Consider the following 16,463-nt stretch of genomic DNA (forward strand, 5'->3'; position numbering starts at 1 on the left):
GGCTCTTGTGGCTTGTATGCGCAAACTGCTGACCATCTTAAATGCGATGATTAGAAAAGATGAAGAATGGAATGATTCGTATCATCAGATAACGCCATAAAAATCGTGTTCAAGACAGTTGCTTCTGATAAGGTATATGAGTCCTTAGAGCGGAGCCAACTCCATGTATTGTACCAGTATATGGGTGTTTAACAGGGATTAAATTCCACCATTCATTTGTTCCACCATTTTTCAGTGGTATCACATGATGTGGAGTCGCACGTTTACCATTGGCTAATGTTGGCCAGCTATTTTCTGTTTGTTTTTCCCACTCTTTAATAAGAGATTTTTCATTATCGCTAAAGTGCTCCCTCATTTTTCTATTGTTGGATTTAATACATAACCGTACGGGTTTCCATCTCCTAATAAATCCAATGGAATCAAGTACAGGACAGGAATAAGCGAGAAATATCTGTACCGATTATAAACCAGTCCGTTTTTCTGATAGAGCCACTACCCAGAAAACCAGAATAAATGCCCGGTAACATAAATTACCGGACATTTAATTTTTTAATTCCAAGGTTGGTTAATAGTACGTTCTCTTGCTGACATCATATTTTTTAGCCTATCTATTGTGATCTCGTAATATATACCTTCGTTTACATATTTTTGCTCACCAACTAATTCATAAATAGAATAATTTACGTTTAATTGATCCAATTCCTTCATCATTAGCATTAATTTTTTTGGGAACTCTGGTTCATGTATATCATCAAATAATTCCTTGATAAAAACAGGTGTATTGTCACCTACTTTAGATAAGATTGAATTTATGCTTATATTCACACAGTTACGAATAGTGTTAACTAAACGTGATTTATTATCCCCATGATTTCTAATAATTAATGCAATTGCCATATTTTATTCCTCTAAAAAGAGTCTGGAATATTCGGATTCAAAGGAACACCATGTGAAGGTTTCCACCAAGCTCCGCCATGCCATTTGAAGAAATGTTCATAGAATGTGACAGGAGCTATATTATTTGGATCGTTAGCTAACTGAGGGTATTTCGATACACTATATTTGTGATGGGAGAATATTCCTTTAATTAACGGAGGCCGCAGGCCGACCTGCCTACAGGGTTGTTTGCCTCAGCAAGGCAAGGCGGCTAAAGCAGAACACGGATTGCCGGGGACTGGCTGAGAAGCTGACAGCAGAAGGCGCAGCCTTGTGCGCCACACCCTGCGATGCTGACCAGCGGGGGCGCCAGACATAATGTTAATTAGGCGATGTGAGCCGCTGCACGATGTTTAGGTGGATTGCGTGGCCGGACGGCGAATTTCGCCTAATTCCCTCGCATTATGTTGAATAGGCGTTGGGCGGCCTGCACCGGCTTAACGGGGACCCCCTGGTTCAGGCCGCCCATGGCCTATTTACCCCCGCTATCACCGACGCCGACGGGCAGTCCGGCCACGGTCTGCCCCCGCACCGCCCCCGGCGAACTTAACCGGGATGATCGGGCTGTCCCGTGCGGTCGCCGTCACTGCCTGGCGCGGCCGTCTCCGCCTGCGCTGTGCCGCTTTCTGTCTTATCCGCCCGCTCGGCCGGATGGGTCTGCTGGTGCACTTTCTTTAAGTGCCCGATAGCCACCTGTGTGTAAATTTGCGTGGTACTCAGTTGTTCGTGCCCCAGCATCGACTGGATATGCCGGATATCCGCCCCGTTATCCAGCATTTGGGTCGCCATGGAATGCCGGAACACATGACAGGCCCCCGGTTTATCCAGCCCCGCCCGTTCGCGGAGGGCGCTGCCCGCTATCTCGGTCAGCCGCGCCAGACTCAGGGGCTGCCCCTGTTGCGTGACAAACAGGTAGCCACTGTCGTGCTGACGCAGCAGGTGTGGGCGTACCGTCTGCTGGTAGCGTGCCAGCCAGTCCAGCGCCCGCTTACCGATGGGCACCACCCGGTCTTTGCGTCCCTTGCCCTGCCGGACAGCCAGCGTGCCGCGTTCCCGGTCAATATCACCGGGACGCAGGTTGCGCAGCTCACTGCGCCGGATACCGGTACTCCACAGCACTTCCAGCATCACCCGGTTGCGGAAGTCGGTCGGCGTGCCGCTATCCAGGCTCGCCAGTACCTGCGCGGTTTCGTGTTCATTAAGCAGCTGCACGGGCAGGCGCTTTGCTGTCCGGGGCAGTATCAGGGCTTCCGCCGGATTGTAGAGAATATGATGGCGGCTTAATAACCAGATAAACCAGCGTTTTAAGGTACCCAGCCGCTGGATTTGCCCGTTGTGGCTGTAAGGCTGGCCATCCGCCCGGCGGCAGGTACGCAGGTCACGTTGCCAGCTTTCCAGCAACGCCAGCGAGACCTGCGGGGCATGGGTCACGCCCCGCTGTTCGCACCAGTCAATAAACGGCCGCAACTGGCCGCGGGTATTGCTGAGGGTGTGCAGGGTGTATCCCCGCGCCCGCAGCGTATCCAGATAACCGGCCAGCTGCTGGCGTAAGGTATCCGGGGCGAAGTGAGTGGACAGTCTCATCGGGATGCTCCTGGTGTCTGGCATGAAAAAAGGGACGGTATGTGGCAGGACGGTATGATTTTCTTAAGGCCTGCCGGAACAGTGATGTTTGCGTTTCTCCCGCTTGCGGGGGGTAAACCCTTATCAATACTGGCTGGGGGGCGGTTTTGGCGACCCCAACTTAGCCCCAACTTGACCCCAACTTAGGGGCAACTTGCGCTCAGTTCAGTCCAACTTGCGCTTTTCGTAGGGGCAGATGATGGACGTGTCTGCGGTGTCTTTCGGGTCAATCAGCCCGCACAGGTGCGCAGGGTCAGCCGCGTCACCGTCCCATAACAGCTCGTATTGCAACAGATGCCCGCGACTGCCGCCGTGGACAAGCAGGTATTCCATCTCGGCCAGCCGCTGGCAGTGCACCTTAAGTTGGTTATCGCTCCACTGGGTGAAGTCACGGATATCCCGCCGGGTAAAGCGGGCTTCGCGTAACGTTTGCTGGCCTGCGGCGCACATGCCTTGCGCCATCTGCTGTATCAGCAACAACAGCTTGCGCGTCTGTGGCGGCATCTCGTCCAGCGTGCGGCCTAAAATCTCGTGGGCGAGCCGGTTCGCCAGCCGGATATCGTCTTGCGTCACTTCAATGTATTCAAGCGGCTGCCCGCGATGCTCAACCCCCTTCACTTCCCGTTGGTGTTGGTGCAGCAGCGCGATGCTCTGGATTAAGGTCAGGTATTTCATGTGGTCACGGCGGGTGCGGGTTTTGTCTGACATAAAGGTCAGCTGGCTGGCATAAGGATTGACCACATTGAGCGGCCTTAACAGGCGCTGGGCATTCTGGTGCAGCGCCGTCAGGTATTCCCGCTCGTTCTCAGCCAGCAAGCCTTCGAGCGTCTGCTTATGGCGCTGCACCGCATGGATAGCTTCGGTCTGTTCGCGGGATTCATTCACCGTCAGCACCAGACAGCGATTCAATAACTCTTCATCGACATCGATCGCCGTGGTCGTCAGCATCAGCATGACCGGGCCTTTCACCGTGTAGCTTTTGGTCACCAGATTGCCCGTGGTTTCGTCCTTGCCCGTGCTCGCCATGGTCAGCTCGCCGTCACTCTGCAACAGCTTGAGCGCATAGGCCGCCTGCCGTACCCCTTCTTCTTCGGCGATAGCCAGTATCTTGTGCTGGAGATTGGTTTCACCGAGGTAGAACAGGCTTTGCCCGGTCATGGCGCTGTACTGGATGCGTTCTTCTTCGGGGATCAGGTTAAGCACCGCCTCCATCAGCGAGGATTTGCCCGCCGCGCTGCTGCTTTGGATCAGGACGGCTAACGGTTTGGGCAGTTTGCGGCTCACGGCCGCCAGATAGCCCGCTAACAAGTTAGTTGACTCGCCGACCACACCACAGGCGGCTAAGTCCGCGGTGATACGCGCCGTCAGGGTCGGATCTTGCAGTAACGCCAGTGCCGCTGCCCGTTCGGCTTCGTTCAGTTCAGGCGATACCGCCGTGGTGCTTTCTCCCTGCTGTTGCCACTGTTCGACCGCCAGTAACACTTGCCCCAGCGCCCGACGGAGTTCCCCTTCAGCCAGCCCCAGCTCAGCGGCGGCCAGCCGCGCATAGCCCTGACGGCTGCGGGCGCTCAGCAAGTCCAGACTGTCAACGAACATCACCCCGCTTTGCGTCTCAGTAACCTGTGCATTGAGCTTCAGGGCCACCGCACCCGCTTTCACGCCCGACAGTCCCCGGAGGCACCAGCGCAGCGAACCCAGCGAGATAAGCAGCTCCCCGGCAGCGCGGGTTTCCCATACCACACCGGGCACGGGCGGCGGCAGTGCGGCCACCTCAGCGGCTAAGGCAGAAAGCGGCACAGGCGCTGGGGCAACCGCCAATGACCGGCTTGCAGTCACGTCTGCCACGTCAACCTCGCGGGCCGCCTGCATCGGCACGGCGCCTTCAATCAGCAACGAGAAGGCGGTTTCCGGTTCGGCCAGCTGGCACAGGTACGCGTTCGCATCTTTCTCCGGCGGGAACACCACACGCAGCGGGGTAATGCCTTTGACAAGCAGCGCCGCCGCCAGTTTGACCGCCGCGTCATTGCCGGCGGGGTCATTGTCGAAGGCAATCAGGATTTGCCTGATGCCGTGCTGTTCAAAGGCCCGCCAGTGATCCGCGGTGACCCCGTTCACGCCATAGGCGGCGGTGACATTGCGGTGCCCGGCGACCCAGAACGACAGGGCATCAATGAGCGATTCACACAGGATCAGGGATTTTGACGCCTTCAGGGCGGCGGCATTCCACACCCCGCCATGCTGGCCCCGCAGGTAGAGATGGCGCGGCGTCCCGGCCCGCAGGCGGTCGGTGATTTTGCGGCCATACAGGGCCTGTACCTGCCCGTGACCATCCAGCACCGGCACAACCAGCGACCCGCGCAGATGTTCCCCCCCGTTTTCCCGCAGTACCCCGGCCGCCTGCAACCGGCGGCGGATCTCCGCCCCCGCTTTCAGCTTTTTCGACGGCAGGCGGTACCCCAGCGTGCGGTTGGCAAAGCCCAGCTTAAACTGCGCCACTAACTCCGGATGGTTAAGCCGCCGCTTCGCCAGATAAGCCTGTGCTTCCGGCGCATGGAGCAGGGTCTGGTGATAGAACTCAACCACCCGTGACAGCAGCGCCTGCCTGCCCGCCTCGTTCTCAGCCAGCACTTCCGGCTCGGTGGGGGCAACCAGCGGTTCAACGGCCGGACGGCCGCCCAGCTCCCCGCGCAGCCGCTCAACCGCATGGCGCAGGCTCAAGCCCTCCGTTTTCATCACCCAGTCCAGCACCGACCCGCCGGCATTGCAGCCAAAGCAGTGATAGAGGTTTTTGGATGGTGTAATGACCATCGAGGGGGTTTTCTCCTGATGGAACGGGCACAGCACAGTCATGTCCTTGCCGCGCTTAAATAACTGCCGCCCCTGTTGCTCGATAACCGCAACTAAGGAGACGGCGGTTTTCAGGTGCTGTAATTCTGCGTCGGGAATGCGAGCCATATCATAATCCTTTAAAATCACGTCAAGGTCACTATTGACCTATATAATACAGGTCAATATAATACTTTCAAGACTTAGATTAAAAAAGGACACCTATCATGATGAACAAACACATTAACTGGCTTTGTTCATTTATGACTGATTTTGGTAAACGGCTTGCTGGATTACGCAAGGAAAGACAGCTTACACAACTGGAACTGGCTAATTTGCTGGATATTCAGCCCCGGATGGTTGGACGCTGGGAGCAAGGACAGGTTAAGCCACAGTTTGACTACATTATTAAATTGGCACAGTTACTTGAAGTCAGTATTGACCATTTGCTATTAGGCGACGAAGGCACAACCGCACCTGTTTTTGATATTAAAAACAAGCGGCTAAAAGAGTTGTGCAGACAGGTTGACGCGTTAGCCGTAGAAGATCAGGACGTCATTTGTCATTTTCTGGATATGGCTATCACGCAAGAGAAGATTAAACAGGCAATTAATATCACACGCTAAGAGTTAACGCGTTCTGATTGTGTTGGAGCACAACCAGAACGCTCACCACAACCAACTACGTAGGAGTTGAATGATGGCTAAGGCGCATTCTAAGCAAAACCGTGCTCAAAATAAAGCAGCTAAAACAGAACGTTATTACACCGTGGGATACGTCCCGCAAAACGATAAGGCCAAAGCACCGCCCGCAATTCACCTGAAAGGGCAGTGGCTTAAACAGGCAGGCTTTGAGATTGGCGGCTCGGTGACGGTGAAGATCATGGACGGCTGTCTGGTGCTGATCCCCGACAGTGACGAGACCCACAGCCTCAAGCAGCAATACCAGCGCCAGCGCGAGCAAATCAGTGAAATTAAGCTGCGGATGCGCGAGCTGATTGGTGACTACAAAAGCCGCTAAGGGCAGGGAGTGAGCGGCTCTAAAAAAAGAACAAAGCCGGAAGATCACAAGGATCTTTCCGGCTTATTTTTTAAATGCTGTTAAATTCTATACTATTCGGTGGAAAACCATCAGGAAATGACATGCTATTGATCTTTCTAGATAAAACACCTTCTAAAAAATCAGTGAAGTTTTCTTGTCTATATTCAACTTCTGGTGCCCTCGCAGCAATAATTGCTACCTTCCATAATTCACAGTCATCTGATGATGCAACCCAAAAGATATAGTCACCGTTATCAGTAACACCTATAGGAAGCAATCCATCTTTTTTAGGATAAAGAATAAACGGATAGTAATCCGGATCAGATTCAACAAGAGAATTAAAATCCTCAATAATCCATTCTTTCTGCCTAAAAAAATTCAGATCATCATCTTCGCTAAATGGGTTAAATATAGTGATAAAATCGGCAATTCTGCCTGTGCCATATTGAGTGATAAAATCAATATAATCTTTAGGAAAAGCGTGCCGCTCATCTATCAACGGCCATTTTCTGTTCTGACCATTTTCATTTGGATGTATAGGTAAGGGCAATATATTATTTAAACTCTCGATACTCATTATTTACATTCCTAGAGGGTTAAGAACAGTTACATACTCATAGAATCCGCCCGAACCTTCAGCTTTCATTGTAATACCAGCCGGTATTCTGGAAGGTCCCTTATAAATAGGAACAGAACTCATTTCGACAACTTGTCCTTGTTCTAAGACTTTTCTTATTCTACCCTCGATTCCACTCATGAAAGGAGTATTAGCAGGTCGTTGTTGAAGGGTGACTAAGTTCCTAACATCATCACCAGAACCACCTAATTGTCGTCCAAGTAAGTGCCCCCTAGCTCGATTAGAACCTTTCCCTGTAATAAATCCCGGAGGCTGTATGTTCGGGTTAGCATGTGTACCAGTATTAATATGGCCTTTATCTAAAGTAGCATGAACTCCGGTTGGTCGACCTAACTCATCTAATTCGCCATATTTAATATTATTCGGACAGCCCGTTAACCCTAGTGGGTCAACCCAATTTGACGGATTATGCACATAGCCATACGGATTAAACCCGCCTGCCAAGTTCAGGGGATCGGGCGAGATATATTGCGCGGTCTCCGGCGAGTAATACCGAAACCGGTTATAATACAACCCGCTCTCTTCATCCGCATACTGCCCTGCAAACCTGAAATTACAGTCCACATGGTAATCCGGATTGTTGGAAGCGATGACCTGCGATTTCTCGGCTTTACCCCATGTCGTCAGCCGCTGCGCCCAGACCAGCACCCCTTCCTCGGACAACATTTCCCGCGGCGTCCCCTGATGGTCACTGACAATATAGTGTAGCTTGCCTTTTTCAACGCGGGCTGACGGTGTTAATGAACCGGGTTCATATAACCAACGGATACGTTGACCTTCCACCGGCGTACCATCGGCGTAAACCGGTGTTTCCTCAATCAGCTGGTCGCCGCTCCACAGGTAATCCTGCCCCATGATGGCATCTGATCTCGGCGCTAAATCCGGTTTCCCGGCCAGCCATAACTGTAAATTAGCCGCGGCCAGTTTACCATCGTGAACCTTCAGTTTACGGACTCGTCGCCCAAAAGCATCGTAGCGATAATGCCAGCGCGAGCCATCCGGGGTTTCACAGTGGGTCAGCTGGTTTTGGGTATCCCAGCGGTAGCGCCAGATTTGCGGGCGGAAGCCATCACAGTGTTCGGTTTTTTCCACCAGACGGCCATTATCATCATAGCGATACTGGCTATCCCCCTGCTGCACCACCCGCCCGGCTTTCTGCCGCTGCGTCACTTGTTCCACCGCGCCCCGTGCATCGGTCGGCAGATGCTGGTTCAGGTTGCCGTTAGCATCATAGCTGAATTGTTCTTCATGTGGACGCGCACCCTCGAACAGGGTATGCAGAATCTGGTCGTTGGTATTGTAACGGTAGCGGGTTTGCCCCCAGCGGTTGTCATCAATCACGCGCACATTATGAGCACGGTCATATTGCCAGCTCCGGTTGACGGCAGAGGCTTGCGGTGGAAAATGTGGGTCATTTTGTGCCAGCGTTTCCCTGAAAAACTGGGTGGCCTGCCCTGCCGACTGATGTGCCAGCAAGCCAGTCGCGGTGTAGCGGCTGGCAAGAATAAACCCGTTGGCACTTTCTCGCACCGTTTCCCGCCCCAGAGCATCATGCTGGAAGGTCAGTGGCGCATGCTGGTTGAGCTGAAAGTGATTCAGACTCCCCGACAGGTTGTAACCGAAGTGCAGGGTATTGCCATCGACATTTTCGCTGACCGGACGTCCGGTCAGGTCATCCCATTTTCGCGTGATTTCACGCCCGTTAATGCGTTCACAGATGGGCAGCCCTGTGGTTTTGTCATACTCATACTCGACGATGGCATCGGCATTAGTGGCTTTCACTAATTGATACCGTTTATTGTATTCGTAAGTGGTGGTGTTTTTTAGCACCCATTGATTTTCTTCCGGCTGCCAGCTTTCCTGTTTGACCAACAACCCCGCAGCGGAATAGTGCCAGCGAAGTTGCTGACCATCAGGGTATTGAGTCAGTATCCGGCGTCCCAGTTTATCGTACTGATAGGTCAGCGTTCGCCCAGTAAAATCGGTTTCCCGAATGATTTGCCCCGCAGCATCCCGCTCATAACGGTAGGTTTCGCCAGTGGAAGCGGTGACCGAATTCAGTCGAGTCAGACGGTCGTAGCCAAAGTGTAGCGTCGTGCCATCCGGGCGGGTCATTTGGGTCAGCAGGTCAAACGCGCCATAGGTGTAACGGGTGGTGCGACCTTCACCATCGGTGACTGCCGCCACGCGGTGCTCGCTGTCATATTCCAGCTTTTGGGTGACGCCATCGGCGAGGGTGATTTCACTCAGGCTACCATTATTGAGGCTGGCATGGTCGGGGCTGTACTGATAACGGGTTTCCTGTTTCAGCGCGTCGGTCAGGCGGATCAAGCGACCCAGCGCATCCAGCTCCAGCCCGGTGGTTTCGCCGTCCGGTGTCATCACGGCGGCAAGGCGCTGGTGCTCGTCATAGGCATAGTGCCATGTTCTGCCGTCCGGCAGCAGACGCTCGCGTAATTCACCGTGGAGACCGTACTGGTATTCTTCTTTGTGCCCCAACGGATTGGTCAGTGCGATCAGATTGCCCTGTTCGTCATAATGCCATTGCCAGTGTTCGCCGGTCGGCAAGATACTTTCGATAAGCTGACCATGCTCGTCATAATCGTAAGAAAAGGTATCGCCCGTCGGCAGTTTCACTTCGGTCAGCGCCCCGTCAGGGTTGTAATCGAAGGTGGTCATCTGGCTCGCGGGATCGCTTTCCCAGACTATTTGGCTGTGATGCCACTGGCGGCGGGTAATGCGGCCCAGTGGGTCCACTTCCCGTATCACCAGCCCGTTCGAGTCATAATGGTAGTGGCTTTCACTGCCTTCACCGTCCAGATAGGTGGTGATGCGGGCGTTGTCATCATAGCGGAAGCGGTCATGCCAGTAACCACTAGGGGAATAAGTGCTGATGACACGCCCTCGTTCATCATAAGTGAGGTGAAAATCCGTCTGGTCAGTATCATGCCAGCGGGTCATCCGCCCCAGGGGATCGTACTCATGCCACAAATGGTTATGTTGGAAAACCTCACATTCGTTCAGGTAGCCGTGCGCGTCATAGCGGCACGACACCAGCCGCTGGGTCGTCTGCCCTTCCAGCAAATCCACCGTCCGCAGTTGGTTATTCTGATAACTGAGTGCCAGCCGTACGCCATCATTGCGGCTGACCTCAACCAATCGAGCGTGTTTGTCGTAAATAAAATCAATCCGGTTCTGGTGGCGATCTGTGATGGCAGATAACTTACGGCAGGTCTCCATTGTTTGATTGAAATGGTAGGTTAACTGGGATTGGCGGTCGGTCAGGCGCAGTTCTCCGTTGAGTTCACCGGTTAGTATGTAATGAGGAATGTGTTTATTGCGGGCCTGCACCGGATTGTCAGGGGTGGCGAAATCGTAAACTACGCCATCGACATCAGTAAACAGGACTTCATGGTTACCGATGACCAGTTGTCTCGACCAATCATCGGCCCATTTCGATCCAAACAGACCGTTGTATTTAGCGGTGGAGCGATAGGAACGGGTTAGGGTCATGGGCAACAGGCCGGGAATGGCGATAACGGGCCATTCCTGCAAAAAATCACCGGTCGCTACATCAACGGGCTCACTTTTCTTGGTACAGGTCCCATTGCAATTGCCGTCTTTGTTATTGGATGGGGTGGCATCATCCTTCGGTTGCTCTTTTTGGAGTTTTACTTCCTGGGTATCTTTCGGTTGGGTTTTGATTTTACCGCCCACTGGGGGTTTGGCGTTTTTAACCACCGTTTTCGCGCCTTGTTTGATTACGCCTCCTATTCCAGTGACCCAACTAACACCATCAGCGAACAATGCCCCACCTTGTTCCGCCTTATCCTTAATGTCGAACCGGATGGCATCCACATGGCTCAGCTCCACAGCCTTATCGATGGCCTTATGTATTCCATCAGCAGTGGCAAGGGCGGTATCGCCTATCGTGTCAGCCCCCACGTATTTTAATACTGTACCCGATGCGGACATCATGCCAGCGGGCATCCCAGCGACTCCTCGAAAGATGAATTCTCCCACATCAGGCACGGTATTCCACACCCCTTTTGCGGCCCCTATGGTGGCCTTGCCCGGATTATCCCAGGCGGCACTCAGTTTTTCGCCGGCTTCTTCCCCCCATTTTGTTACATCTTTTTTGGTCTCATCCCACCAGTCCTCGGCCTTGTCCAAAAATCCCTTTTCTTGCTCGGTTTCTGGTGTGACGGCAGCATTCGCTTCATGTGGCGGTATCGCCCCCTGTGATGCCTGTCCGACGATTTTACCGCGCGTGTTGCCCGTCCCGCTCGGGCTGTCATCGCGCGCTTTGGTTGGCAGCGCGTCATTGGGTTTGGGATGCGTATCTTCTTCTTTTTCCTCGTCCCACTCTTTCTTGGGAAACTCACCGCTTTTGAATTTTTCAACGGTATTTTGAGCTGTTTGCTTAAACTCCTGCGCGGCGAAGTCCGCATCCAATTGATTGTAGTAAACGTCTAATTCGGGGTCGGCACCGGAATCCCCGTAAAAACGCGAGCTTTGCCGGTATAACGTATCCACATTGTTGAGTGCTTTCTCCGCCTCAGCCTGTGTGCGGAGGTTAAATTCCTTACAATATTTTTCGGCTCTCACATCCGTGTTATCCGGGGTGACTATCATCTTGCTTGACATCCGTATCCCTCCTTATGCTCCGTTCATCCAGAATTCATCCCCGTGGCGCAGCACCAGCTTGTTACCGGCCCGGACAGTTTTTGTATGGGCTTTGGGATGGCACTTCGCACCCACGGTGCCACTTTTCACCCCGTTGGCCACGCCGGGTTCATCCCCGAGGGTTTGCGGCACAAAACTTTGGGCGAAGACTACCACCGGCTGACCATTGGCACGTACGGAAGGAATGGGGGCGTCACTGTCTGCCAGTTTCGCAATGACCGGATACGGGATCGGGGGGGTTGATGGACCCATCGGGGTTTTGCACACGTCCGGCAATATGCCGATGATCAGCCATTCACCCGCGGTGCGGGCAATGTAGTTATCAGCCATCCTTTTTCTCCTCTTCCAGTGGAGCCAGTTTGAGCAACGGGGCATCGGGGTCGGTTTCAAACCGCGCTTCGGCAACTCGTACAGGCAAGTCGGTTTTAAAATTCAGTCGGCAGGTGATATGCAGCGTCATGGCCTCGCTATCAAGGATCAGCGTATCGAGGCGCATTGGCACGGGGAGCAACGCCCCTGCCTCCATCCGCAGCAGAATAAACGGGCGGTGCCCCGGCAAGGTGACATGCAGGTGACCACTGGGGGTCATTCCCTGCAGGGTCAGCGAAATGTCGGGATCAGGCCAGTCTATCTGTTGGTCAGCGGGGGCACCGTTCCAATACCTGAAATCAAAGTCTTTGGGCAGGTAAGGGTGACGGTGGGTGAGCCAGTCATCATCGTACGTGCCGGCAAGCTGGCGGCGGGGCAGCCACGGTCGGCCGATAAAGCCCATGCTCTGCGGTTGGCAGGCGGGGGTATCGGGCGGCAAGGTGCCGTTTAGTTGCGCGGCAAAATGCTCAACGGTAAACGGTGCATCCAGTCGGGTGATACGCGGTGCCGGGTAGCGGGTGAGTTGTTTGGCCTCGGCATACCACGGCGTGATAAATCCACTACCGAGAGGATTGCTTTCACAAGTGGCGTGAGCGATCGGTGCTTTTTCTCCGTCAGGATGCTGCTGGTGTTGTTCGGGCGTGAGCCGGTCACTGTCTTTAAGACGCTGGCTCGCTTTATCCTCTGCCTGAATTTTGCATTCCCCCCCAAAGGCGTAGCGATAATCCAGTGGCAACATTGCAAACGGTTTAGGGTCGGTCAGTTGCCACTCGCCGGTGGCGGCACGAATAAACTCGCGCTCGCCGGTCACGGTCAGGGTTTTATCGAACAGGGTCTGCCCCTGCTTGCTCTTGACCTGCAACCGGACCGGAAACTCAGTACAGGGCTGGTTATCCGGTGCATACGCCGTGCCGTTGACAATCACATCACAGCGCGGTTTGAAAGGGGCGAGGTCGCTCTCCTGCAACACTTGAGAGGAATTCATCTGCCCGCGGTATTCATCCTGCACACACAAGGGAGGCGCGGGCAGCAATTCGGCGATGCAGTTTCCGGTACGTTCAGGCAGCAGCTGGTAGCCGATTTTCATCACAGCCACATGGTGCTCGACATCGTCCACATCGAGCATCGAGTAATTCATCACCGCAAACGGGGTGAGGTTACGAAATTCCATCGAAGTCACTCCTTAGTTCAGGTCAATGTCCTTGCCGGTGATTTGCACCGGGCCGCTGGCTTCGAACTTGAACTCCGTGCCCTGAATCGTGATTTTGCCGCTGCTGTCCATGCGCAGGGTGCTGGCACCGCATTGCAGCTCAATCACATCTCCGGCCTTGATGGACAGGGTGTTGCCGACTATTACAGACTTGTGGACTCCCACCTGTTCGCTCTGGCTGAGAGCCACTGCGGTATTCATCGCTGCCCCGACCGTCAGGGCGTAGCCGAGGCCGACGGTATCGGTGCGGGTGAGATTCACCGTGGCCATCTGATGCTCCTTGATATGAAGAGTCTGGTTTTTGTCCACGGTCTCCGTATGATTAGCCAGTACCTTAGTATCCCGGTTATTGAGTACCTTGGTGTTCATGTCTTTTTGTGCATGCAGGGATAACTGCTCACTCCCCTTGGCATCCTCAAACAGCAGTTCGTTGTAGCCCTGTCCCTTGTGGGTTTTGGAGCGGAACGCCATCTGGGTTTTGCTGCCCGGCAGGGCACCCGGCGGGATGTTGCTGGCATGGTAAGTCCGCCCGGTCACTATCGGCTGATCGGGGTCACCGTGCAGGAAATCCACCACTACTTCCTGTCCGATGCGTGGGATGGCGAGCATTCCCCAGCCCTGACCCGCCCACGGCTGGCTGACCCGTATCCAGCAGGAACTCTGGTCGTTGGATTTACCGTAGCGATCCCACGGGAATTGCAGACGCACGCGCCCGTACTGGTCACAGAAGATTTCTTCGCCGGCCGGGCCGACCACCTTAGCGATTTGTGGGCCATCCATCACCGGTTTGGGCAGTGGTGCCGGGCGCCAGTTCTGGTTCTGGCGGATAAAGTAGAAGTGGCTGTGCAGCGTGGTGCCGCTGTCGCCGGTTGTCGTCTCAAGGGCACCCGGCTGGCTGCCGCTGTGGCTGGTGGAAACGGTCTGCCATGACTGGTTCAGGTCTGCCCGTGGATGGTTATTGAGGATGAACAGTTTGCCCGGTTGCAGGGCTATCGCATTGCCGCTGCCCTGTCCGGTTACGGCGTCGCTGCGCAGCGCCTCCAGCCGGTAGCGGGTAAAATCCTTGCCATGCGCCTCGTCCTTGAAGCGGCCGGGGTAGTCGTAGTGCTCATAGTACAGCTGTTGCAGATTTTCATCCCGCATCTGCTGGTGAAATTCCGCCGGCCACGCCGGGTTCTTGAAGGTGTAATCCTTAAGCTGTACCTGAGCCGGTCGTATCTGTGCGCTGTAGGTCAGGCTGCTGATGGCAGGTTCACCCAATGCGCTGGCTTCACCGGTCTGATAAGGGATCATCATGCCCGGCGGCACAGAACCGCAGTCGTCGGCAAAGACCAGCGTGTTGCGCCCGTTGCTGCATTCAAAGAAGTAGAAAATGCCTTCTTCCGCCGTTAACCGTTGCAGGAAGGCAAAGTCACTTTCCTGATACTGCACGCAGAATTCGCGCGCCGGATGAGGATGGCGCAGACTGAAGATCACATCGCGGATGTTGTGTTCTTTCAGGATAGTCGTGATGATGGTGGCGATATCCTGCTGCTGGAAAATGCGCGAGTTCTGCCGCAGGGTCGTGCGCCACAGGTCAGGCCGGATAGTCATCTGGTAAGTGGTCTGGTGCAATCCGGTGTTACCCTGCTCAAAGCGGGCAACGATCCCCGTGATGCTGCGTTGTTCGAGACCGTTTTGCAGAATGGTCAGTGTGGCGGTGCGATCCAGTACGGCCGGAAAGTCGATAGCCGGATCGGCACTCGCCAGTCCCACACTCAGACTGAACGGCTGGGAAAAACTTTCGTTCAGGGTGAAATCGGTCACGACAAACGTCTGCGGCAGTAAGCCACCTGCGGTCAGGGTAAATTGCAGGCCACTCGGGTCACGCCCGCCCATCAGCATCTGCCCGACTTTTTCCAGCGCTTTGACGGCGGCATTCTGCCCCCCGGCTGAGCGTTCTGCCAGCCCCTTTCCACCGGTAAAACCGCCACCGTGGATTAAGCCTGTTGTGCCTGACATGCCGCTGCCTGAATTGCTGCCTATCCCGCCGGCATAACCTCCACCCGGAATTAAACCTGCTGCGCCTGACATTCCGCCGCCCAATTTACCTGCAACCTGTTTTACTTTCTGAACAGTTTCTTTCCCTTGCTTCAATTTATTGATGTTCTTCTTTATTGACATAGTGTGTCTCCCTGAGGTGATGGGACGTTATGTCATAGGCATCCCACCTGATAGCAACGCAGGCCATAACATTCGGGTACAAGATTTAAATCTAACTCACATGGTCTCCGACAAATTGGTTAATTCAGAACGCAATACGTTGTTTTTCGATAATTTGCTGGGACTCTGTGTCCGAATATATCGGCGGATTCGTGATAAATAAAATGGGGGCAATAATAAATAACACAGCAGTAAAGGCCAAATTAAATCAAGTGAAATAAAAAACGGCATTCGACAATGGCAGCGTAAAAAATTAAAATTATTGCCGTTTCAGAATAATATTCTTAGATAGAACATATAATTAGTGCATAAAACCGATTAATGTTTATCCATAAAAGGTGTTTTTTTGTAATATCATGAAATAAAAATAAAAAAATGGGTAACGGCTTTGGAAAAATCATGATCATTTTGATTTTATGCGCTCGATCACAAAAAAGACTATTTTCAGCAATGAGTTTTTTTATTTTCTGTCTTTTTGTTTAATAAAAAAGCGTAACAATGAATGATATATTCGCATTTAGTATATAAATGCCAGTTATTCCTTCAAATGAAAATAAATATTGCGATGTTCTAAACTCTAAATGGAAACAGACAAATTAATATTTGGCATATTCAGCAGTGAGTAAATGACCTTCTTTGAGTATTTCCGGGAAACAGGAATTCTGAGTCGGGATATTGTTTGGCTTGGTGCTCTAAGATTTCGGTGGCGGACTTACATAACGGGATCACGTGATAGTCACTATTTTTTGAAATATGAGATGGCTCTGTCTGTGTGTTATTCTTTTTATCTCAGTTATCTCTTGTATTGGTCATTATTTCCCAAGGACGCTGACCACCCGTGAAGATACAGAGTAATCGTAATCGAGCGTAATCTGGATGGATTGGAAATACTCCCGACGAAATACGAAACAGCTTTAGAATTGATTTCATCCC

At 53.1% G+C, this 16,463-nt stretch carries 10 protein-coding genes; 2 read left to right on the top strand and 8 right to left on the bottom strand.

Annotated features, from left to right (window positions below; translation table 11 throughout):
* Positions 1-549 precede the first annotated feature (549 nt).
* From AACQ81_RS13115 to AACQ81_RS13125, 3 genes are all read right to left on the bottom strand, one after another.
* Positions 550-897: a hypothetical protein gene (locus tag AACQ81_RS13115; RefSeq protein WP_041983009.1), complete on the bottom strand. Its 348-nt coding sequence runs from the start codon at positions 895-897 to the stop codon at positions 550-552.
* Positions 898-1,482: 585 nt separating this feature from the next.
* The gene (xerC, locus tag AACQ81_RS13120; protein ID WP_237385462.1) at positions 1,483-2,520 is read right to left on the bottom strand and encodes a site-specific tyrosine recombinase XerC; all 1,038 of its coding nucleotides are present in this window, start codon (positions 2,518-2,520) and stop codon (positions 1,483-1,485) included.
* A gap of 204 nt (positions 2,521-2,724) precedes the next feature.
* Positions 2,725-5,514, bottom strand: a complete 2,790-nt coding sequence (locus AACQ81_RS13125; protein ID WP_237385463.1) for a CHC2 zinc finger domain-containing protein — start codon at positions 5,512-5,514, stop codon at positions 2,725-2,727.
* Positions 5,515-5,612: 98 nt separating this feature from the next.
* Here AACQ81_RS13125 and AACQ81_RS13130 point away from each other — a divergent pair, with 98 nt between their 5' ends.
* Both AACQ81_RS13130 and AACQ81_RS13135 read left to right on the top strand, forming a co-directional pair.
* Positions 5,613-6,011 (top strand): helix-turn-helix domain-containing protein, encoded by a 399-nt coding sequence (locus AACQ81_RS13130; RefSeq protein WP_237385464.1) that lies wholly within the window; start codon positions 5,613-5,615, stop codon positions 6,009-6,011.
* Positions 6,012-6,084: 73 nt separating this feature from the next.
* Positions 6,085-6,405 (top strand): SymE family type I addiction module toxin, encoded by a 321-nt coding sequence (locus AACQ81_RS13135; protein WP_237385465.1) that lies wholly within the window; start codon positions 6,085-6,087, stop codon positions 6,403-6,405.
* 70 nt (positions 6,406-6,475) lie between these two features.
* Here the strand turns inward: AACQ81_RS13135 and AACQ81_RS13140 are convergent, their stop codons facing one another.
* Genes AACQ81_RS13140 through AACQ81_RS13160 form a run of 5 tightly spaced genes read right to left on the bottom strand, consistent with a single transcriptional unit; the run spans position 6,476 to position 15,491 of the window.
* On the bottom strand, positions 6,476-7,003 hold the full coding sequence (locus tag AACQ81_RS13140; protein ID WP_237385466.1) for an SMI1/KNR4 family protein: 528 nt from the start codon (positions 7,001-7,003) through the stop codon (positions 6,476-6,478).
* A 3-nt stretch (positions 7,004-7,006) separates the two neighbouring features.
* Positions 7,007-11,710, bottom strand: coding sequence for an RHS repeat-associated core domain-containing protein (locus AACQ81_RS13145; RefSeq protein ID WP_237385467.1), 4,704 nt, complete (start codon positions 11,708-11,710; stop codon positions 7,007-7,009).
* A gap of 12 nt (positions 11,711-11,722) precedes the next feature.
* Positions 11,723-12,079, bottom strand: coding sequence for a DUF4150 domain-containing protein (locus AACQ81_RS13150; RefSeq protein WP_237385468.1), 357 nt, complete (start codon positions 12,077-12,079; stop codon positions 11,723-11,725).
* Positions 12,072-13,289, bottom strand: coding sequence for a DUF2169 family type VI secretion system accessory protein (locus AACQ81_RS13155; protein ID WP_237385469.1), 1,218 nt, complete (start codon positions 13,287-13,289; stop codon positions 12,072-12,074). Before AACQ81_RS13155 ends, AACQ81_RS13150 begins: the two co-directional genes overlap by 8 nt.
* A gap of 12 nt (positions 13,290-13,301) precedes the next feature.
* Complete coding sequence (locus AACQ81_RS13160) at positions 13,302-15,491, bottom strand: type VI secretion system Vgr family protein (protein ID WP_443089513.1); 2,190 nt, start codon at positions 15,489-15,491, stop codon at positions 13,302-13,304.
* Positions 15,492-16,463: the final 972 nt, after the last annotated feature.

This window comes from Xenorhabdus sp. Sc-CR9, assembly GCF_963897815.1.
GTDB lineage: Bacteria > Pseudomonadota > Gammaproteobacteria > Enterobacterales > Enterobacteriaceae > Xenorhabdus.